Origin of the sequence: Plantactinospora mayteni, assembly GCF_016862935.1 — a bacterium.
GTDB classification, from domain to species: domain Bacteria; phylum Actinomycetota; class Actinomycetes; order Mycobacteriales; family Micromonosporaceae; genus Plantactinospora; species Plantactinospora mayteni.
Map to the genome: position 1 here is coordinate 102,673 of NZ_BONX01000012.1, position 19,091 is coordinate 121,763.

Annotated in this window: 17 protein-coding genes; 8 read left to right on the forward strand and 9 right to left on the reverse strand. The window is 72.7% G+C overall.

Annotation, left to right across the window (positions count from 1 at the left end):
• Window positions 1-28 precede the first annotated feature (28 nt).
• From Pma05_RS11535 to Pma05_RS11545, 3 genes are all read left to right on the forward strand, one after another.
• The gene (locus tag Pma05_RS11535; RefSeq protein ID WP_203857344.1) at window positions 29-1,054 is read left to right on the forward strand and encodes a LacI family DNA-binding transcriptional regulator; all 1,026 of its coding nucleotides are present in this window, start codon (window positions 29-31) and stop codon (window positions 1,052-1,054) included.
• Between the two features lie 186 nt (window positions 1,055-1,240).
• Window positions 1,241-2,890: a glycoside hydrolase family 13 protein gene (locus tag Pma05_RS11540; RefSeq protein WP_203857552.1), complete on the forward strand. Its 1,650-nt coding sequence runs from the start codon at window positions 1,241-1,243 to the stop codon at window positions 2,888-2,890.
• 127 nt (window positions 2,891-3,017) lie between these two features.
• Window positions 3,018-3,296, forward strand: a complete 279-nt coding sequence (locus Pma05_RS11545; protein ID WP_203857345.1) for a hypothetical protein — start codon at window positions 3,018-3,020, stop codon at window positions 3,294-3,296.
• On the opposite strand, the gene Pma05_RS11550 is transcribed toward Pma05_RS11545, so the two are convergent.
• On the reverse strand, window positions 3,297-4,769 hold the full coding sequence (locus Pma05_RS11550; RefSeq protein WP_203857346.1) for an MFS transporter: 1,473 nt from the start codon (window positions 4,767-4,769) through the stop codon (window positions 3,297-3,299).
• A 109-nt stretch (window positions 4,770-4,878) separates the two neighbouring features.
• Between Pma05_RS11550 and Pma05_RS11555 the strand changes: the two genes are divergently transcribed.
• The 3 genes from Pma05_RS11555 to Pma05_RS11565 are packed head-to-tail and all read left to right on the forward strand — an operon-like array spanning window position 4,879 to window position 6,139.
• Window positions 4,879-5,211 carry a PadR family transcriptional regulator gene (locus Pma05_RS11555; protein ID WP_239312202.1) on the forward strand — a complete coding sequence of 111 codons (333 nt, stop codon included), beginning with the start codon at window positions 4,879-4,881 and terminating at the stop codon, window positions 5,209-5,211.
• A complete protein-coding gene (locus tag Pma05_RS11560; protein WP_203857347.1) occupies window positions 5,208-5,834 on the forward strand; it encodes a hypothetical protein in 627 nt (208 codons plus the stop codon). The genes Pma05_RS11555 and Pma05_RS11560 overlap by 4 nt, the downstream gene beginning before the upstream one ends.
• Window positions 5,835-5,836: 2 nt before the next feature.
• Window positions 5,837-6,139, forward strand: a complete 303-nt coding sequence (locus Pma05_RS11565) for a hypothetical protein (protein WP_203857348.1) — start codon at window positions 5,837-5,839, stop codon at window positions 6,137-6,139.
• Between the two features lie 159 nt (window positions 6,140-6,298).
• Here Pma05_RS11565 and Pma05_RS11570 read toward each other — a convergent pair whose 3' ends face one another.
• The 6 genes from Pma05_RS11570 to xylA form a co-directional block, all read right to left on the reverse strand.
• A complete protein-coding gene (locus Pma05_RS11570; protein ID WP_203857349.1) occupies window positions 6,299-6,574 on the reverse strand; it encodes a DUF6458 family protein in 276 nt (91 codons plus the stop codon).
• A gap of 222 nt (window positions 6,575-6,796) precedes the next feature.
• Window positions 6,797-8,419 (reverse strand): amidase family protein, encoded by a 1,623-nt coding sequence (locus Pma05_RS11575; protein ID WP_203857350.1) that lies wholly within the window; start codon window positions 8,417-8,419, stop codon window positions 6,797-6,799.
• A 303-nt stretch (window positions 8,420-8,722) separates the two neighbouring features.
• Window positions 8,723-10,228 (reverse strand): hypothetical protein, encoded by a 1,506-nt coding sequence (locus Pma05_RS11580; RefSeq protein ID WP_203857351.1) that lies wholly within the window; start codon window positions 10,226-10,228, stop codon window positions 8,723-8,725.
• A gap of 121 nt (window positions 10,229-10,349) precedes the next feature.
• Window positions 10,350-11,408 (reverse strand): hypothetical protein, encoded by a 1,059-nt coding sequence (locus Pma05_RS11585; protein ID WP_203857352.1) that lies wholly within the window; start codon window positions 11,406-11,408, stop codon window positions 10,350-10,352.
• Window positions 11,409-11,563: 155 nt separating this feature from the next.
• Window positions 11,564-12,979, reverse strand: coding sequence for a xylulokinase (gene xylB / locus Pma05_RS11590; RefSeq protein WP_203857353.1), 1,416 nt, complete (start codon window positions 12,977-12,979; stop codon window positions 11,564-11,566).
• A gap of 299 nt (window positions 12,980-13,278) precedes the next feature.
• Window positions 13,279-14,466 (reverse strand): xylose isomerase, encoded by a 1,188-nt coding sequence (gene xylA, locus Pma05_RS11595; RefSeq protein WP_203857354.1) that lies wholly within the window; start codon window positions 14,464-14,466, stop codon window positions 13,279-13,281.
• A gap of 135 nt (window positions 14,467-14,601) precedes the next feature.
• Here xylA and Pma05_RS11600 point away from each other — a divergent pair, with 135 nt between their 5' ends.
• Entirely contained in the window at window positions 14,602-15,915 is a 1,314-nt protein-coding gene (locus Pma05_RS11600) for an ROK family protein (protein WP_239312205.1), read from the forward strand.
• A 511-nt stretch (window positions 15,916-16,426) separates the two neighbouring features.
• Here Pma05_RS11600 and Pma05_RS11605 read toward each other — a convergent pair.
• Complete coding sequence (locus Pma05_RS11605) at window positions 16,427-16,903, reverse strand: MarR family winged helix-turn-helix transcriptional regulator (RefSeq protein ID WP_203857355.1); 477 nt, start codon at window positions 16,901-16,903, stop codon at window positions 16,427-16,429.
• 116 nt (window positions 16,904-17,019) lie between these two features.
• Between Pma05_RS11605 and Pma05_RS11610 the strand changes: the two genes are divergently transcribed.
• Window positions 17,020-18,201, forward strand: a complete 1,182-nt coding sequence (locus Pma05_RS11610; RefSeq protein ID WP_203857356.1) for a PP2C family protein-serine/threonine phosphatase — start codon at window positions 17,020-17,022, stop codon at window positions 18,199-18,201.
• A gap of 373 nt (window positions 18,202-18,574) precedes the next feature.
• Here the strand turns inward: Pma05_RS11610 and Pma05_RS11615 are convergent, their stop codons facing one another.
• Complete coding sequence (locus Pma05_RS11615) at window positions 18,575-18,763, reverse strand: hypothetical protein (RefSeq protein WP_203857357.1); 189 nt, start codon at window positions 18,761-18,763, stop codon at window positions 18,575-18,577.
• Between the last annotated feature and the right edge of the window lie 328 nt (window positions 18,764-19,091).

Consider the following 19,091-nt stretch of genomic DNA (forward strand, 5'->3'; position numbering starts at 1 on the left):
GGCGGTACGGCCGGATCAGGATGGCACTGTGACCACAATCGACGATGTGGCCCGGTTGGCGGGGGTCTCCACCGCCACCGTCTCCCGGGCACTGCGCGGGCTGCCGACGGTCTCCGAGACGACTCGGACCCGGGTACTGCGCGCCGCCGAGCAACTCGACTACACCGTGTCGCCCAGCGCCTCCCGGCTGGCCGGTGGCAAGACCGGCACCGTAGCGGTGATCGTCCCCCGGATCGCCACCTGGTTCGTCGGCGCCGTGGTGCAGGCCGCCGAGGAGGTCCTGCACACCGCCGGCTACGACCTGCTGCTCTACAACATCGGCGGCCGGGAGCAGGCCCGGACGCGCCTGCTGCACAAGTCCAACCTGCCCAAGCGGGTCGACGCGGTGATGCTGGTGGCGACGCCGATGCGCGCCGACGACCGGGCCACCATCGCCAGCCTGGCGCTGCCGGGCGTCACGGTCGGCTCCGGAACGGTGGTACCGGGCTGGCCGAGCATCCGGATCGACGACCGGGCCGCCGGCCGGGCCGCCACCGAGCACCTGCTGAGCCTCGGGCACCGGCGGATCGCCTGCGTCTGGGGCGAGCCGGTCGACGAGTACTCGCATCCCGCCCATCTGGAGCGGCACCGCGGCTACCGGGAGGCGCTCGACGGCGCCGGGCTCGGCCCCGACCCCCGGCTCGGCATCGCGGCCCGGGCGGACGCCGCCGGTGGCCGCGCGGCCACCGAACGGCTGATCGCCCGGGGCGAGCTGCCCACGGCGATCTTCGCGAGCTGTGACGAGGTGGCGATGGGGGTGCTGAACGCGCTGCGAACGGCCGGGCTGCGGGTGCCGCAGCAGGTCAGCGTGATCGGCGTCGACGACCACGACCTGGCCGGCGCGTTCGGCCTGACCACCGTGGCCCAGCCCGCGGCCGAGCAGGGCCGGCTCGCCGCCGGTACGCTGCTGGGCCCGCTGGCCGGCCGGACCCGGACCGGGGAGGAGTCGGCCCCGGTGGTCCTGCCCACCCGACTCGTGCTACGCGATTCGACCGGTCCGCCTCGGGAGGACTGAGCCTCGATCATCGGGAAGACTGGACCTCGACCGACCGGACTCGTACCCCGGGCCCGCGCGGGTCACGACCGATGGGAGAGCACCCTGAACAGCACCGAGACGACGTCCCCTGGCACCGAAGCCGCCGCCCCGCCGGCCCCCGGCAACGGGTCGACCGAGGTCGGACCGTGGTGGCGGCACGCGGTCATCTACCAGATCTATCCGCGCTCGTTCGCCGACTCGGACGGTGACGGCGTCGGCGACCTGCCCGGGATCACCGCCCGGCTGGACCACCTGGTCGAGTTGGGCGTGGACGCGGTGTGGCTGTCGCCGTTCTATCCGTCGCCGCAGGCGGACGCCGGCTACGACGTGGCCGACTACCGTGGCGTGGACCCGCTCTTCGGCACCCTGGCGGACCTCGACCGGCTGGTCGCCGAGACCCGGGCCCGGGGCCTGCGGTTCATCGTCGACCTCGTGCCCAACCACACCTCCTCGGCGCATCCGTGGTTCACCACCGCGCTGGCGGCCCGGCCCGGCAGCCCGGAGCGGCAGCGCTACATCTTCCGGGACGGTCGCGGCCCGGCCGGCACCGAACCGCCGAACGACTGGCAGAGCGTCTTCGGCGGCCCGGCCTGGACCCGGGTCACCGAGCCGGACGGCAGTGCCGGGCAGTGGTATCTGCACCTCTTCGACCGTGGCCAGCCGGACCTGAACTGGGACCTCCCCGAGGTACGCGCCGAGTTCCGCGACATCCTGCGGTTCTGGCTGGACCGGGGCGTGGACGGGTTCCGGGTCGACGTGGCGCACGGGCTGGTCAAGCAGGCCGACCTGGCCGACTTCCATCCGCCGGTGGAGCCGGTCACCGGCGAGGGCATCGAGGGGCCCCGGCCGCCGATGTGGGACCAGGACGGGGTACACGAGATCTACCAGGACTGGCGGCGGGTGCTGGACGGGTATCCGGGCGAACGGATCCTGGTCGCCGAGGCGTGGGTGCAGCCGGCCGAGCGGCTGGCCGCGTACGTCCGGCCGGACGAGATGCACCAGGCCTTCAACTTCGAATACCTGGAGGCGGCCTGGACCGCCCCGATCCAGTACGCGGTGATCACCCGTTCGCTGGCCGCGAACGAGGCGGTCGGCGCCCCCACCACCTGGGTGCTCTCCAACCACGACGTACTGCGGCACGCCAGCCGGCTCGGGCTGCCGGTCGGCACGCCCCGTCCCCGGGGCATCGGCGTCGACGATCCGCAGCCGGACGCCGTCGTCGGGCTGCGCCGGGCCCGGGCGGCCACCCTGCTGATGCTCTCGCTGCCCGGCTCGGCCTACCTCTACCAGGGCGAGGAGCTGGGACTGCCGGAGCACACCACGCTGCCGGACGAGGCCCGGCAGGATCCGACCTGGGAGCGGAGCGAGCACGCCCAGCGGGGCCGGGACGGCTGCCGGGTGCCGATCCCGTGGGAGGCGGACGCCCCGTCGTACGGCTTCGGGCCGGGGGACGCGAGCTGGTTGCCGCAGCCCCCGCTCTGGGCCGAGTACGCCCCGGACCGGCAGCGCGGGGTCGCCGGCTCGACGTACGAGCTGTACCGGACCAGCCTGCGGCTGCGCCGGGAACTGCGGCTCGGCTCCGGCACGGTGTACTGGCTGACCAGCCCGGACGACGTGCTCTCCTTCCGCAACGGCGAGTTGCGGGTGCTGACCAACTTCGGCGCCGACCCGGCCGAGTTGCCGGCGGGCGCCGAACTGGTGCACGCCAGCGGCCCGCTCGACGCCGACGGGCGGGTACCGACCGACGTCACGGTCTGGCTCCGGGTCGCCGAGGAGACCGGGCACGAGGAGACCGGGCGCGGCGAAGATCACTGAGCGGCGAGGATGACTGAGCGGTGAAAGTTACCGGGCGGTGAAGGTGATTGGGCGGTGAAAGCGGTCTGACAGCCGGCGAAGGTCTACTGGAGCGGTCGACACACCCGTGGGACCTGGGGGGAAACACATGATCACCCGACTGCGCCGGATCGCCCTGACCGCTGCCCTGGCCGGCGGCCTCGTGCTGGGCGGCCTCGCGGCCACCTCGCCGGCCAGCGCCGCCACCGACGCCCGGAACACCGCCTCCGTCAGCCCGATGATGTACGTCGAGTACGGTCCGTTCTCCAGCTCGGACGCGTGCTACATCCACCGGGGGCTGAACGACTGGCGGTACAAGAGCGACTGCACGTTCCAGTGGGACAGCCGGCATCCGATCGGCTTCTACTACGGCGAGTACAACCGGTAGTCAGCGGACCGGGCCGGCCGGGCGGGGATCCCCGGCCGGCCCGGCGCCGTCCGGGGCCACCTCCTCGGCCCGTGCGGTGAGCAGCTTGTGCACCTGCCGGATGTCCCCGGGGGCGCTGCGCGAGGCGAGCCAGTACATGATCCCGGTGGGGATGAAGAAGAGCTGGAAGGCGGCGAGCCCGACGGCGAAGTTCAGCGGTGGCGGGAACGCCGAGCGGAGCGCTGCGGCGGCCACCCCGATCAGCCCGTTGCCGGCCGCCCGGCCCACCCCGTTGACCAGATTGCCGAGGCTGTAGACCGTACCCCGGTGTTCCGGCGGGTTGACATCGGCGATCAGCGCGAACCAGTTCGGTGAGTTGGCCGAGGTGAGGCCGAGCGCGAGCAGGGCGGTGAGCAGGCTGAGCCCGACCGTCGGCTCGGTGAGGACGCTGCCGAGCACCGCTGCGGCCACCGCGCCGGCACCGGCGCCGTCCGGCACCTCGATCCGGATCGGCACGAAGAAGAGCACCGCGTAGAACGGCACCGCGGCCAGCACCCCGACCGCCGCGACCAGGGCCCGGCCCCGGGGGGTACGCCGTTGCGCGGCGTCGCCGACCAGCCCGCCGACGATCGAGAGCACCCCACCGAGCTGGAACAGTACGGCGAAGATGCTGCCCACCACCGTGGCGGTGGCCGACGAGTAGCCCTGGGCCTCGGCCCGTTCCCGGAACAGCGCCGGCAGCCAGACCAGCGAGCCGAAGGCCACCTGCGCGGTGAGCCCCTGGAGGATCAGCCACCGGTTCGTCCAGCCTCGCAGGATCACCGGCAGGTCGGCCCGGCTGATCCGGTAGTCGTAGTCCCCGCCGACCGCCAGCGCGTCGGTCAACTCCGGCTCGCTCTGGCCGCGCCGGATGTCGTAGGTGAACAGGTAGGCCGCGGTCGCCACCAGGCCGGCGACGCTGAGCAGCAGGAACGGGCGGCGCCAGTCCTGCGCGCCGAGTACGCCGCCGGCCAGGGTGCCGGCCAGGGTGCCGATGCCCTGGGAGAGCCCCCAGAAGCTGAGTACCACGCCCCGGCGGCGTGGGCTGACCAGGTCGGTGACCACGGAGAAGCCGACCGCGCCGACCGCGCCGAGCCCGATCGCGGCCAGCAGTTGCGCGCCGAAGAACGCCAGGTAGGTCGGGGCGAGCGCGCTGCCGGCCGTCCCGGCGGCCCAGAGCAGGGTGCCGAGCATGAGCAGCGGCTTGCGGTTGGCCCGGTCCCCGACGTACGCCCAGCCGACCGCGGCCACCGCGCTGACCAGGAAACTCGTCGCGGTGACCGCACCGACCGCGCCGATTCCGACGTCGAGGGCCGGGGCGATGGAGCCGTAGAGCGGTGGCACCAGCCCGATGGCCACGTTGTCCAGCGAGGCGAGCACGACGAAGACGGCGACGCTGTAGAACCGGTGGATCGGGCCCCCACCTCGGGCGACTCGCTGGCCACCGATCGTCATGTCCGGCACTCAACCAGGATCAGGTAACGGCGGGATGACGGTGCCGTCGGGTGGGGTACCCGCCGAAACACTAGGTTGAACTCTAGCTAGGGCTTGGTAGAGTACGACTATGCCTGATCCCCGGATGACACTGCCCACCCGGGCGGTGCTGCGTACCCTGCTGGAGCACCCGTCGCGCGAGTTCTATGGGCTGGAACTCTGCGCCGCAGCCGGGCTGGCCAGCGGCACCATCCATCCCATCCTGGCTCGGTTGGAGAGTCTCGGTTGGCTCCGCTCCCGCTGGGAGGATCTGGACCCGCACGAGGCCGGTCGCCCACGCCGGCGTTACTACTCCCTCACCTCGGACGGGGCCGTCCAGGCCCACCGGGCACTGACTCAGGCGGACGCCCGGGTCGCCAGGCTCGGCGCGCTCCGGCCGGGACTCGCCGGAGGGCAGTCGTGACCGGGCCGGGGCAGCCGCCGGAGGCGTACGAGATTACGGTCGGCAACGCCCTGCGACACGCCGACACCGCCGACGAGGTGGTACTGCGGGTCCTCGCCGGCCTGCGCGCTGCCGGCGGCCCCCGGACCGGCCCGCAGCCGCACCGCACGACGTCGGACTGGCCGCTGCCGCGCCGGATTCCGGGCCTCGACCCCGGCCCCTACGCGCCATGGGCGGACCAGCCCCTCGTCCCGGCCGTCCGGGAGGCATCGGCCATCGCCACCAACACCAGCAACTACCTGCGGGGATGGCGGCTCGGCAACGAGGCCGTCCGGGCCGTCCGGGCTTTCGAGGCCGCGCGGCCGGCGGCTGCCGCAGCCGTGGCCGCCCCGATTCCGCCGCCGGCACTGCCCGGTGTGGTCCGCCGACGGATCGCCGCCCGGACCGGCGCCGCCGCGATGCGCCTGATCGGCCTCGTCGTACAGGCCCTGCCGGCCGGGGAACGCCCCCGTTACCAGGAGGAGTTCCGGGCCGAACTGAGCAGGCTGCACGGCCTGCACCAGCTCGGCTACGCCACCCGGCTACTGCTGTCGATGTTCGCGCTCCGCCGCGCGCTGCGGCAGACGCGGGTCGAGGCGGAGTAGCTGTGCCACTGCGCCGGACCGGCACGGTCGTGGCCGGCGGCGGGGTCGTGGCCGGCCTGTCGATAGTGGACTGGTCGGTGCTGCTCGCGCTCCTCGCGGTCGGTGCGATGGCGGTGGGCGCCATCTGTTGGGTGGTGAGCGACCAGGAACGCCCGGAACGGCTCGCGCTGCTGATCCGTAGCTGGCGCGGTCAGCCGGAACCGACGCGACCACGCGCCCGGCCGGTGGCCCGCCGGCCGTCGGCGGCGGGAGCACGCGCCGCCGCGCCCGCCGCGAGGGCCGCCGGGACCACCGACGGTCGATGACCCGGCGACGCTACGTCCAGCGCGTGACGCGTACCGGGCCGGCGGCGCTATCCGAGTAGCCGGCTGGGGTGGGGTGTGCGCCCGGTGCCCCCAGCCACCGAACCACACCCCAGCCGGCCCGTCACCTCTCGCGCCAGCGGGACGGCGCCGGACGGTTCGTCACCGGGGCGGCAGGACGTCGCGGCGCTCCTCGACCCGGCGATACTCGGTCGGCTCGGTGGTGGTGACCTGGCGGTACTCGGTCGGCTCGGCCGTGGTCACCACCGAGCGGCGCCGGTTGTTCCAGATCACCATGGTCATGATCAGACCCAGTACGCCGGCCGCCATCAGGATCCAGCCGACCACGTCCAGGTCCAGGCCGCCGATGGTGACGTTCAGAGCGAAGCTGAGGATCGCACCGAGCGCGATCAGGAAGATGCTGGTGCCGATACCCATGACACGCCTCCTCGTGGGGGGATGCTTGGCTGTCCCGACTGCTGCTACCCACTCCCCACAACGCCGAACCGTCGTACCGAGCCGCCCCGTCCCACCTGGCACCCGCCGATCGTGTGCTCCTACTACCCCGCTGGGGGTAGTAGGAGCACACGCAGGGATCCGCGTCGGGGTCCACACCAGCAGTGCCGCCTCAGGCGGCGCCAGAACGATGCGGCGTGGACGTCATGGTGCGCAGCTCGGGTCGCGGTCACCGAAGTCGGCGCAGCGGAACAGCGACGGGTTGACCTGAGACGGCGGTCGCCACTTCAGCGACGCCTGCTCGTAGTCGTACGCGAAGGCCAGCAACTGGGCCTCGGTGTAGGCGGTACCCAGGAAGGACATCCCGACCGGGCGACCGTTCGCCGGGTCGTACCCGATCGGGACCGCGACCGACGGATACTGCGCCCGCGCGCCGATCCCGGCCGACCCGCTGCCGACGAAGACGATCGCGTCCAGGTTCTCGGCGGCCAGTGTCGAGTCGATCCGCTCCCGTGCCCCGGCGATCCCGGTGTCCCGGTTGGACTCGTACGCCGCCTTGGCCACCGGATCGGTCAGGTCGACCTCGTTGGAGGCGGCGAGCTGGGTCTGGCCGAACTTGACCGTGCCCTCGTCGACGTGCGCGAGGTTCCACTTCACCACGTCGTCCAGGGTCTCCATCGGGGCGTTGCGGGGCAGCCGGGCCAGGTAGGCGTTCAGGTCCCGCTTGAACTCGTAGGTCAGGATGCTCGGCGGCAGCCCGCCGGTGTTGACGGTGACCGGCACGACCGTGGCGCCCCGGGCCCGCAGCACGTCCAGCGCCTCGGTGAACAGCACCCCCTGGTTGCCGGTCGGGTTGCTGGCGACACCGATCCGCTTACCCCGCAACGCGGTCGTCGAGAGCGCCCGGGTGTAGTCGGTGCCGACCACGCCCGCGCTGGTCTCCGTGACCGGGTCCTCCGGGTCGATCCCGGTCAACGCGCTGAGCAGCGCGGCGGCGTCGTAGACGGTCCGGGTCATCGGGCCGGCGGTGTCCTGGCTGGCGGCGATCGGCACCACCCCGGTCCGACTGACCAGCCCCACCGTCGGCTTCACCCCGACCAGCGAGTTCGCCGCCGACGGGCTGAGGATCGAGCCGGAGGTCTCGGTACCGATGGTGACCGTGGCCAGTGCCGCCGCGGCGGCCGAGCCGGAACCCGAACTGGACCCGCTCGGGGTCTGGCTGACGTCGTACGGGTTGAGCACCTGGCCGCCGAGTCCGCTGTAGCCGGACGGCATCCCGTTGGTGGTGAAGTTGGCGAACTCGGTCAGGTTGGTCTTGCCCAGGATGATCGCCCCGGCCGCCTTCAGCCGGGTGACCAGGAAGGCGTCCTTCGCCGGGTACGAGTTCTCCAGCGCCATCGCCCCGGCGGTGGTCGGCAGCCCGGACAGGTCGATGTTGTCCTTGATCAGCACCGGGATGCCGTGCATCGGCCCCTTCGCCCGGCCCTTGCCGCGCTCCTGGTCGGCCCGCTTCGCCTGCGCGAGCGCGTCCCGGGCGACCACCCGGACGGCGTTCAGGCCCGGGCCGTTGGTGTTCAGCGTCCGGATCCGCTCCAGGTATGCCTGGACGAGTTCCTCCGAGCTGATCCGTCGGGCGGCCAGCGCCTCACGGATCTGCGGGATGCCGGCCCGTTCCAGGTCGAGCGGGAACGGCCGGTGCCGCCCGGTCGCCTCGGACGGGACGCCGAGCGAGGTGGCCACCAGTGCGGCGATGCCGACCAGGACGGTGGCGAGAACGACAGGCCGGAACGCGGATCGCGGCCGGATCGGCACAGCGGATTGATGCACAGCGGATTGATGCACCTGCACGCCCTTCCATGACGCCACGCCCGGGCGGCCCACGGACACCCGGACGCGAGGGGGATCTCGGAAGCACAAGGTCTTGATGTTGACGCTACGATACGGATCGATTTCCGCCCGGTAAAACGATCTTCGTCTCCGCCGGCCATGCCGTTCCCCCGCCGGTGTTCCCGGCAGCACCGCCAGCCCCGCAGTGCCGTTCCCGGCCGGTGTTCCTGCCAGCGCCGCCAGCCCCGCCGGGCCGTTCCGGCCCGCGCCGGTCCGCGCCGGCCCGTTCCGGCCGGCACTGGCTCAGCGGTTGAGCGTGCGGGTCAGGCCGGCGACGACTGCCGTGGTGAGCACCCAACCGGCCAGGACCAGCAGCGCGGCCACGTATTCCGTGCCACCGCTCGGTTTCCAGGCGTTGTCGTGCCCGAGGTTGACAATCGGCAGCAGCAGGTCGAGGGCCTGGAGCGCGGCGTTCCGCTCCGGCGCCTCGGCCGGGTTACGGGCCACCGACGGGTCCAGGGCGAAGCTGAGCGTACCCAGTGCCCAGAAGCCGACCAGCCAGATGCCGGCCAGCCAGGTGCGATAGCCGTACCCGACCAGGGCGTCGACCAGACAGCCGAAGAGCCGCCCCGGAACCCGCAGGGTGGCCCGCCGTCGCCGCTGCCGCTCCAGCAGTACCCGGCGGGCCTCCGCCTCCTGCCCACCCCGCCGGTACTGCTCGGCGAGTTGCTCGTACGGCTGCGGGGTGTAGCCGTCGGGACTGCGCCGCAGCCAGTCCAGCCGCTGCCGCACGGTGACCGGCACCGGTGGCGACGGCGCGTGCGGTGCGGACGGCGCACGGGCGATCAGCAGCCGGTAGGTGCAGCCGATCAGATCGAGTTCCGCCGGCCAGGTCGCCGGATCGTCGAAGATCGAGTCGGCCTGTAGACCGGAGAGCCGGACCCGCCCGGTCGGCCGCTCGGCGAAGGTCAGCCAGACGCTGCCGGCCCGGGCACCACCGAGATGCAGGGTGAACATTCCCGCCCCACGGAGTACGGCGTTGTGGAAGTTGAGCTGGTTGCCGACCTGGGCATGGATGAGCAGTACGTCGCCCTCGGCGGTGAAGCCGTACCGGGCGGTGAGGCTGCCGGCCACGGTCAGCCGGTCGGCACTCAGCGCCGCCCCGGTCGGATGCCGCAGGGTGGCGCCGTCGAGATCGAGGTTGCCGCCGACCTTGGCACCACCGAGCCAGACCTGACCCTCGGCGACGAAACCCTGCCGGGCGTGCAGGTTGCCGGTCACGGTCAGCCGACCCGCCGCCAGGGCCGTACCAGGGTCGATCGGCGGGAAGACCGGATCGCCGCTCGGCTCGGCCCGATCGGACAGCCGCGAGCCGTTCAGGGTGACCGTGCCACCGACCTGGGCATCTCGCAGGTCGATCGGGCCGGTGACGACACAGTGCAGCAGCGCCAGATCGCCGCGCAGGTCGAGCAGCCGGGCCCGAAGTCCGGGCAGGGCGCAGTCGGTGAGGACCAGGTTGACCGCCCGGGCCTCGGTCAACTCGGGTACGTCGGTGAAGGTGCACCCGCCGATCGAGACCGGCACGGTGATCTCGGCGTGCCGCAGGTCGAGCCGGCCGACGATCCGGGCCGACCGCAACCGCAGCCCGGCCCGGGAGCCCGCCCGGTCACCGCCGCCGGCGAGCAACTCCACCAGCAACTCCGCCCGGACCGGATAGGTCGTGCCGCGCAGGTCGACCTCGGCCCCCCGGCCGAACGCCGCCCACACCCGCCGTTCCGCCGGATTCCACCGCCAGGAAGCCCTTCGCACGAGAGCGAGAATTCCAGATGGCCACCCCGCACGGGTACCCCGGCGACCACCGCCAGTCAGTCCAGGTCGGACCCCGCCGGCCCGATCGGGCGGTCACTCGGGGTCGTGCACGGTCGGGTGGTCACTCGGGGTCGTGCACGGTCGCCCAGTCGGTCGGGATGAAGTGGTCGGGCGCGTTCAGCACGTTGAGCATGCGCTGCCGGATGCTCTCGTGCATCACCGGCCCCCACGGGAACCTGCTGGGGTACTGCACCATGTTGCGGAAGGTGTTCGCCGGCCCGTTGTTCCGCTCCAGGTACTGGATCGCGGCCTGGGTGCAGACGTAGTCGGCGTACGCGAGCGCCTGGTGCGCCGCGGTGAAGAGCGCATCGGTACCGGGCTGGTGCCGCAGGTACGGCTCGAACCAGGGTAGGTCGACCCCGGCCATCGGGGTGGGCTGGAACTGGAGGTCGCCCGCGAGCGCGATCGGCAGCGGGTCGTACTCGACGCCGTTGGCCAGGGCGAGTATCTGGGCCCCGGCCAGTACCCCGGCCGGCTCGGCCAGGTCGAGCAGCTTCTGCCGGCCGATCACCGCGTGCTGGTTCCGCTGCATGTACCGGTCCAGCCCCAGTGGATCGTCCGGAAAGTCGAACGCGATCTCGGCCAGCGCCTCCACCCGGTCGTGCCGGCCCCGGTCGTTGTAGTAGGTGATCATCCAGCTCATCGCCTTCGGGGCGTACTGCGGATCGCTGGTGGCCCGCGCCTTCGCCATGGCGTCGCGGGCCCGGTCGGGCTCGCCGGCCCGCTCGTGGTTGAGTGCGATGTGGAACCACGCCACCGCGCTGTACCCGAGCCGGTACGGCCCGGCGAGCTGGTTCCAGAACCGGTTCGCCAACTCGTAGTCCTCGACCCGGGTGGCGTGCCCGGCGAGCAGCAGCTTCGCCGCCGGGGTGTAGATCGGATGGTCCCCCTCGGCGGCGATCCGCAGCGCCTCCGCGCCGCCCTCCAACTGCCGGTGCGTGTACGGCACCGCCTTCGCCAACGCGAGGAGGAACGCCGCCTCGGTCCGGTACGGGGCGCCGGGCGCCGCCTCCGTGAGCCCCTTGAGCTGCGCGGCGGCCGACTCCGGCTCTCCGGTCAGCAACAACTCGAATGCGTCCCGGCACACCGCCGCGCGCCGGACGCGTTCGGTCTCCTCCATCAGTGCCTCCTCGGACAGTTTCACCAGCCCGTAAGGAAGCTACACACCTCGCCGCCATCCGACTACCCACCGTGTCTGCGGTTGGCGCTCCGGCACCGCCTGCCACTCGGTGTCGAAGCCTCGCGGAGCCTCGCGGAGCCTCGCGGAGCCGCCCGCTAGTCCGCCGGCCGGTCCAGGACCAGGTCACGGGCCCGGGCGTACTGCTCCCGGATCTGCGGGACGGCACTGCCGACGTACTCCTGGGACTCACCGGCCGACCAGGCGGGCGGCTCCGCTCCACCCCGGACGACCCAGGCGGCCTGCCGGGCTGCCCCGTCGGCGACGTACTCCCCCGGCTCCGGCACCAGCACCGGGCACCCGAAGACCTCCGGGGCGATCCGGCGTACCGCCTCGGAGCGGGCCCCGCCACCCACCAGGATGATCCGGTTCACCGTCGCCCCCTCGGCGAGCAGCGCGTCCAACCCGTCCGCCAGGGCGCAGAGCATGCCCTCCACGGCGGCCCGGGCCAGGTGCCCCGGCGTCGACGTCCGCAGGGTCAGCCCGTGCACCGCACCCGTCGCCAGCGGCCGGTTCGGGGTCCGCTCACCCTCCAGGTAGGGCACCATCACCAGCCCGTCCGCACCGGCCGGCGTGTTCAACGCCAGCTTGGCCAGCTCGTCGAGCCCGACGCCCAGCATCGCCGCCGCCGCGTCCAGCACCCGGGCCGCGTTCAGGGTGCAGACCAGCGGCAGGAACCGCCCGGTCGCATCCGCGAAGCCGGCCACCGCACCCGACGGGTCCGCCGCCGGAGTGTCCGCGACGCTGAACACCGTGCCCGAGGTACCGATCGAGACGACCACGTCACCCGCGACCGCACCGACCCCCAGCGCCGCCGCCGCGTTGTCCCCGGTCCCCGGCCCCAACACCGCCCCGCCCGGCAACCGCCCGGCCACCTCCGCCGGCCCCAGCACGGTCGGCACCGCCAGCGCCCGCCCGAACGCCCGCTCCAGCAGATCGATCCGGTACTCACCGGTCGCCGGTGACCAGTATCCGGTCCCGCTCGCGTCCCCCCGGTCGGTACGCAGCGCGGCCAGCCCGGCCGCGCCAGCCAGCCGCCAGGTCAACCAGTCGTGTGGCAGGCAGACCGCCGCCACCCGCGCCGCGTTCTCCGGCTCGTGCCGGGCCAGCCAGCGCAACTTGGTGACGGTAAAGCTTGCCACCGGCACGCTGCCGACCGCCGCCGCCCAGGCCCGCCGCCCGGCCTCGCCGCCGCCCAGCTCCTCGACCAGCTCGTCCGCCGCCCCCGCCGACCGGGTGTCGTTCCAGAGCAGCGCGGGCCGGACGACCTCACCCGCCTCGTCGAGGCAGACCATCCCGTGCTGCTGCCCGGCAACCGCCACCGCCGCCACGTCGTCGAGCCCACCGGCCTCGCCGATCGCCGATCGCAACGCGTCCCACCAGGCTCGGGGATCGACCTCGGTCCCGTCCGGATGCGCCGCCCGGCCACTGCGGACCAGCGCCCCGGTCTCGGCGTCCCGGATCACCACCTTGCACGACTGGGTCGACGAGTCGACCCCGGCAACGAGCGCCATCTCCCGCCCTCCTTCTGGGCTCACGTCAACGTTGTCGCAGTCCCGGCCTCAACCGGCTGTCGCAGGTCAACATCGGAAAGTTGGTCGTACCCATAGGCGTACCCACATCGGAGCGCGAGCCTGGTCCCGCACCCCGACCAGGTCAGGGGTTGGGGGCCGGATCGCCCGCGTCGGGATCAAGCCTGACCGCCCAGAGCGGGTGATCCGGCCCCCAACCCCAGCCACGACGCACAGCGGGCAAACCCGAAACCCCCACCCCCGCGGACAGCGAGCAAGACCTCAGGCAGTGGGCAAGGAACTCAACGAGCCCCGAGCAGATGCTCCACCGCAAGCTGGTTCAACCGCACGAACCCAAATCCCCGCGCCGCCACCGCGTCGACGTCCAGCTCCTCGAACGCACTCCGATCGGCAAGCAACTCCGCGTACGTCTCCCCCGGGTTCAAGGTAGGCGTCGACAACTCACCCACCTTGCTCGCCGCCAGCGCCTCCCGTACCTCCGGATCGGCCCGGAACGCCGCCGCCCGCTCCTTGAGCAGCAGGTACGTCCGCATGTTCGCCGCCGCCGACGCCCACACCCCGGTGTAGTCCTCGGTACGCGACGGCTTGTAGTCGAAGTGCCGGGGCCCGGTGTACGCCGGTCCGCCCTGCGGCCCACCGTTCTCCAGCAGGTCCACCAGGGCGAACGAGTTCAGCAGGTCACCGTGCCCGAAGACGAGATCCTGGTCGTACTTGATCCCGCGCTGCCCGTTCAGGTCCAGGTGGAAGAGCTTGCCGGCCCAGAGTGCCTGCGCGATCCCGTGCATGTAGTTGAGCCCGGCCATCTGCTCGTGCCCGACCTCGGGGTTCAGCCCGACCAGCTCCGGGTGCGCCAGCTCGTTGATGAAGGCGAGCGCGTGCCCGACCGTCGGCAGCAGGATGTCGCCGCGCGGCTCGTTCGGCTTCGGCTCGATCGCGAACTTCAGCCCGTACCCCCGGTCGATGACGTACTCGGCGAGCAGGTCGACCGCCTCGCGGTAGCGGTCCAGCGCCGCCCGGATGTCCTTGGCGGCGTCGTACTCCGCGCCTTCCCGGCCGCCCCACATCACGAAGGTCTGCGCGCCCAGCTCGGCGGCGAGGTCGATGTTGCGCAGCACCTTGCGCAGCGCGAACCGGCGTACGTCCCGGTCGTTGCTGGTGAAGCCGCCGTCCTTGAAGACCGGGTGGGTGAAGAGGTTGGTGGTGACCATCGGCACCACCAGACCGGTCTCCTCCAGCGCCTTGCGGAACCGGGAGATGTGCTGCTCCCGGGCGGTGTCGTCGGAGCCGAACGGGATCAGGTCGTCGTCGTGGAAGGTGATCCCGTACGCGCCCAGCTCGGCGAGCCGGTTGACCGCCTCGACCGGGTCGAGGGCCTCCCGGGTGGCTTCCCCGAACGGATCCCGGGCGGTCCAGCCCACGGTCCAGAGGCCGAAGGAGAACTTGTCGGCTGGGGTTGGTTGGGCTGCCATGGCTGACCTCCAGGGGAACCGACTCGACGTCGAGGTGAGGGGCACAGGTGTGAAATCCCGGGTTGACGCTCCGGCAACCCGGCCGATTTGTTTATCGGTTGAATTATTTGAGCACCGTATGGCATTGTCAATACCGTGGCGCAACCCGCGGCGGTGCCGGTCGGCGCGGCGGTAACCGCCGTCCGCCAGGCGAGCCTGCGCGAGCACAACCTGGCCCTGGTGCTGCGGCAGATCGCCGCCGCCGGGCGTCCACCGTCCCGGGCCGACCTGGCCACCGCGACCGGCCTGACCCGGGCCACCGTCTCCGCGCTGGTCGACGACCTGATCACCGGACGGCTGCTCACCGAGGTCGCCCCGACCCCCCGGTCCGGCGCCGGTCGGCCCGCGGTCGGCCTCACCCTCGCCGGGCACGGGCCGGCCGGACTCGGCCTGGAGATCAACGTCGACTACCTCGCCGCCGTCCTGGTCGACCTCGCCGGGACGGTACGACACCGCACGGTGCGCCGGGTCGACCTCCGGCTGGTACCCCCCGCCGAGGCCCTGGCGCTGGTCGGCGAGCTGATCACCGAGGCGGGAGCCGAGGCGGACCGGCAGGACCTGGCGCTGGCCGGTACGGCGCTCGCGGTGCCCGGCCTGGTCACCGCCACCGGGCTGGTCCGGCTCGCACCGAACCTCGGCTGGCGGGACGTGGACGTTCCGGCGCTGCTCGGCGGGCATCCGGTACTCGGCGGACGCGGGTTGGGAGTGGACAACGAGGCCAACCTCGCCGCGCTCGGCGAACTGCACGCCGGCCCGCCCGACTCCGCCAACTTCATCTACATCTCCGGCGAGGTCGGCATCGGCGCCGGGATCGTGCTGCACGGGACCCTGTTCCGGGGCGCCCGGGGCTGGAGCGGCGAACTCGGCCACGTGCCGGTACACCCGGAGGGCCGGCCCTGTCGGTGCGGCGGTCGCGGCTGCCTTGAGCAGTACGCCGGTCAGGAAGCCATCCTGGCCGCCGCCCGCCTGACCGACCCACCCACCGTCGACCCCGCATCACCCGACGAAGGGACCGGCCCCGCTCCACGGCGACCGGCGGTCCCGGCTCCGGTCCCGGCTCCGGGCGTGGCGATCGGCCGGCTGGTCGAGGCGGCCACCCGGGAGGATCCGGTCGCCGAACGGGCACTGGTCGAGGCGGCCACCGCGCTCGGGGTCGCCGTCGCCGGGGTGATCAACCTGCTGGACGTGGACACGGTGGTGCTCGGCGGCGTCTACGCGCCGCTGGCCCGCTGGCTGGCCCCGACGGTGGAGGCCGAGATCCGCCGGCGGGTACTGACCGCCGCCTGGTCCCCGGTGACCGTCCGGGCCGCCCTGCTCGGCGGGGACGCCGCCGCGCTCGGCGCCGCCGGCTCGGTCGTCCGTACGGTGCTGGAGCAGCCCGCCCGGTGGCTCGGTCGCGCCGGCCGGTAGCCACCCGCGGGCGCTGCCCCGACGTCCGCCCGACCGATCAACCCGCGGGGGTGCTGCCCGGACGTCCGCCCAACCGAGCCATCCGCGGGTGCCGCTCGGACGTCCGCCCGACCCAGCAACCTGCGGGGGTGCTGCCCGGACGTCCGCCCGACCGGGCCACTCGTTACCCGTTCGGCCCCGCCGAGCCTGCCCCGCACAGGCACCATGGGATCGGCCACGGCAACCGGGGCGACCGCGGCGCCGGGGCCGGACGCCGCTCGCTATTGTTGCCCCCGGACAACTATTCCGACCATCAACCATTGGACCTTCGGCAACCTGGACAGCGCGGCGCATGCGCCCCGACTTCCACCTGCGGCCACGACGGACCGCAGGGGGAGGTGGCAGGAGGGTCCATTCTGTGGCGACAGGAGTGCCAGCGCCGATGTGCACACCTCGACAACCCGGACGACGGGCTGCGGACCTTCCCGCCGCCCCGCGTCCGGACAGCGCCGACGGACGGCCGACGGCCCGCTCAGGCCGATCGTTCGGTCGGCGCGATGTTGGCCCGGAACGCCCGGTCGAACTCGACGAGCCCACGCAGCAGCGCCTGCCGGCCGGCGGGACTCATCCCGGCGAGCGTCTCGGCCAACCGCTCCCGACGGTCGGCGCGGACCTCGACGAGCAGCTTCTGACCGACCGTGGTGAGATGCAGGGAGATCTCCCGGCGATCCGCCCGGCCCGGCTCGCGTTCGAGCAGCCCGGCCGCTACGAGCCGGTCGCAGAGCCGGCTGGCCGAGGAGAGCAGCATGCCGAGGATCCCGGCCAGTCCCCGGAGGTTGATCCCGTCGAACTGCTCGACCACCATCAGGGCCCGCAACTGGGAGCTGGACAGGCGCCCGCTCGTCCGCTCCCGGGCGGCGTCCCAGACCGACAGCAGCGCCGCCGCGGCATTGTCCACCGCGGTGGCGAGGGTCGGATCCGGTCCGCCAGGACCGCCGGAGTCAACCATGGTGATCCTGACACTACCGCCGCCACGCGGCCGACCGCATCGGTGCGCGCCCGCACAGCCCGTCCGGATCACCCGGAACCGTACGCCGGTACGCCCTCGCCAGCGGCGGACCGCAGATGACGGGCCGAATGGCCGACATCCGCCGTACCCTGGCCGAGGCTCCGGCGGATCTCGTCGTCGAGCGGCTCGGCACGGAGCTGACCAGGGCGTACGGGATGGTGGAGACCGAACTGCTCCAGGTCGACTACCGGTTGGCCGCCCTGGTGCCGCTGCACGGTGGCGATCCGGTGGTCGGGGCCGGCACCCCGGCCTGGCGGTGCTTCGACCACCAGACCGAGGTGCTCCAGGACGAGGCGCTGTATCTCCCGGTCACGATGCGCGGCGAGCGGCTCGGCGTACTCCGGCTCACGCCCGCGCCCGGGGACCCGGACCGGCGCGACGAGTTGGCGCAGGTCGCCACCGCGCTGGCGCACGAGCTGGTCGCGGTGCGGCCCGGCACCGACAAGTACGCGGTCGGCGCCCGGACCCGCCGACTGACCCTGGCCGCCGAGATGCAGTGGGAGTTGCTGCCCGGCCGGAGCCGGATCCGTCCCTCGTTCAGCCTGGCCGGCCAGCTCGAACCGGCGTACGCGGTGCGCGGCGACAGCTTCGACTGGGCCGACGACGGCCAGCGGCTCTGGCTCTCCACCGTCAACGGCATGGGCGAGGGGGTGACCGCCTCGATGCTCACCTGTCTCGGCACCAACGCGCTGCGCAACGCCCGCCGGGCCGGTCTCGACCTCGCCGACCAGGCGGCCCTGGCCGACCAGGCGATCTACGCCTACCACCAGGGCATCCAGCACCTCTCCGCGCTGCTGCTGGAGCTGGACCTGCACAGCGGAGTGGTGACAGCGGTGGACGCCGGCTCGCCCCGGCTGCTCGTGCTGCGCGAGGGCGAGATACTCGAACAGCCGCTGGACGACCAGTTCCCGCTCGGCATGTTCGACGGCACCATCTACCAGTCGCAGAGTTTCCGGTTGTCCCACGGCGACCGGCTCTTCGTGGTCAGCGACGGAGTCCTCGACGCGAGTTCCCGCACCGCCCGGTACGGCGACACCGCGCTCTACCGCTCCGTCCGGCGGACCAGGTCGATGGCACCGCTCGAGGCGGTACGGTCACTCCTCGGCGACCTGCGGGCGTTCGTCGGCAGCGACCTGATCGACGACGCCGTGGTGGTCTGCCTGGACTGGCACGGCAGCCGGACCGAGCCCTCCCGCTCCGGCGACCGCCAGCCCGACCCGGACGACCGGGGGCAGTAGGCGTTCCCAGAAAGCAACCCGCCCCGGACCGGGGAGACAGTCCGGGGCGGGTCACCATCGGGTGATGAGTGGAAAGTCAGTGTCGGCGGCGGGGAACCCAGTGAACGATCTGGCCGACGATCAGCGCGGGATGCGTGTCGGGTAGTGCCTGCAACGCGCGGGTGAGGTGCACTCCGAGGTACGTCATCAGAGCCATGCGATCGCCTCCGAAGCTCTTGAGAAGCCTCGTACGGGCCTCCGAACAGGGCCAGGGGGTGTACTCGCACTTCTGGCAGTTGTAGCGCTCATCGGGCTCGTGTTCAGCGACTCCGGCCGCTCTGGCGCGTCGCCGCGCTGCGAACCGCTCCCATCGTGCCGATGGCCCGATCACGCGTCACGCTCGCGCGTCGAGCCGGGAGCGGTGTTCCTGGGCCGGGGTCAGCGTGCCTGCCCTGCCGTTGTTCAGGTGTGAGCTGGTGGGTGCATCCCACCGAGGCCGCCGGTTGCTCGCCCGGGGACGGCTCGGCGGTGGAGCGTCCGACAGGGCGAGAATCTCGGCCCGTTCCGCCTCGGTCAGGTCCATGGGAGTCTCCCGAGGGCTGGACCAACAGTCCCGTTGCGTCAGCGGCGGAACGGATGGACGATCGGGCCTCGGCAGCAGTTCGACCGAGTCCGGGCAGATCCAGCGGTGGCCGCACCGGCAGTAGCGCCATAGGCGCCACCACGCCCGGCGGTGCCGGGACTTGACCTTGTGAGCATGCTTCACGTCTTGCCTCCCGTCGGCGTAAGGGGACGAGGGCGGCGCCACGGCTCCAGTTCCAAGCGCCACCACGTGGGCGCCTCCGCTTCTGTTCTGGGCAGGGGCGCGTGCTTTCACTCTGTAGGCAGAACACATACGCTCGGGAGTCGAA

Excerpts from the sequence above, each read along its gene's own strand:
- Pma05_RS11545 (WP_203857345.1), top strand. The coding sequence starts at position 3,018 with ATGATCACCCGACTGCGCCGGATCGCCCTGACCGCTGCCCTGGCCGGC.
- Pma05_RS11550 (WP_203857346.1), bottom strand. The coding sequence starts at position 4,769 with ATGACGATCGGTGGCCAGCGAGTCGCCCGAGGTGGGGGCCCGATCCAC.
- Pma05_RS11555 (WP_239312202.1), top strand. The coding sequence starts at position 4,879 with ATGCCTGATCCCCGGATGACACTGCCCACCCGGGCGGTGCTGCGTACC.
- Pma05_RS11570 (WP_203857349.1), bottom strand. The coding sequence starts at position 6,574 with ATGGGTATCGGCACCAGCATCTTCCTGATCGCGCTCGGTGCGATCCTC.
- Pma05_RS11585 (WP_203857352.1), bottom strand. The coding sequence starts at position 11,408 with ATGGAGGAGACCGAACGCGTCCGGCGCGCGGCGGTGTGCCGGGACGCA.
- xylB (WP_203857353.1), bottom strand. The coding sequence starts at position 12,979 with ATGGCGCTCGTTGCCGGGGTCGACTCGTCGACCCAGTCGTGCAAGGTG.
- xylA (WP_203857354.1), bottom strand. The coding sequence starts at position 14,466 with ATGGCAGCCCAACCAACCCCAGCCGACAAGTTCTCCTTCGGCCTCTGG.
- Pma05_RS11605 (WP_203857355.1), bottom strand. The coding sequence starts at position 16,903 with ATGGTTGACTCCGGCGGTCCTGGCGGACCGGATCCGACCCTCGCCACC.
- Pma05_RS11610 (WP_203857356.1), top strand. The coding sequence starts at position 17,020 with ATGACGGGCCGAATGGCCGACATCCGCCGTACCCTGGCCGAGGCTCCG.
- Pma05_RS11615 (WP_203857357.1), bottom strand. The coding sequence starts at position 18,763 with ATGGACCTGACCGAGGCGGAACGGGCCGAGATTCTCGCCCTGTCGGAC.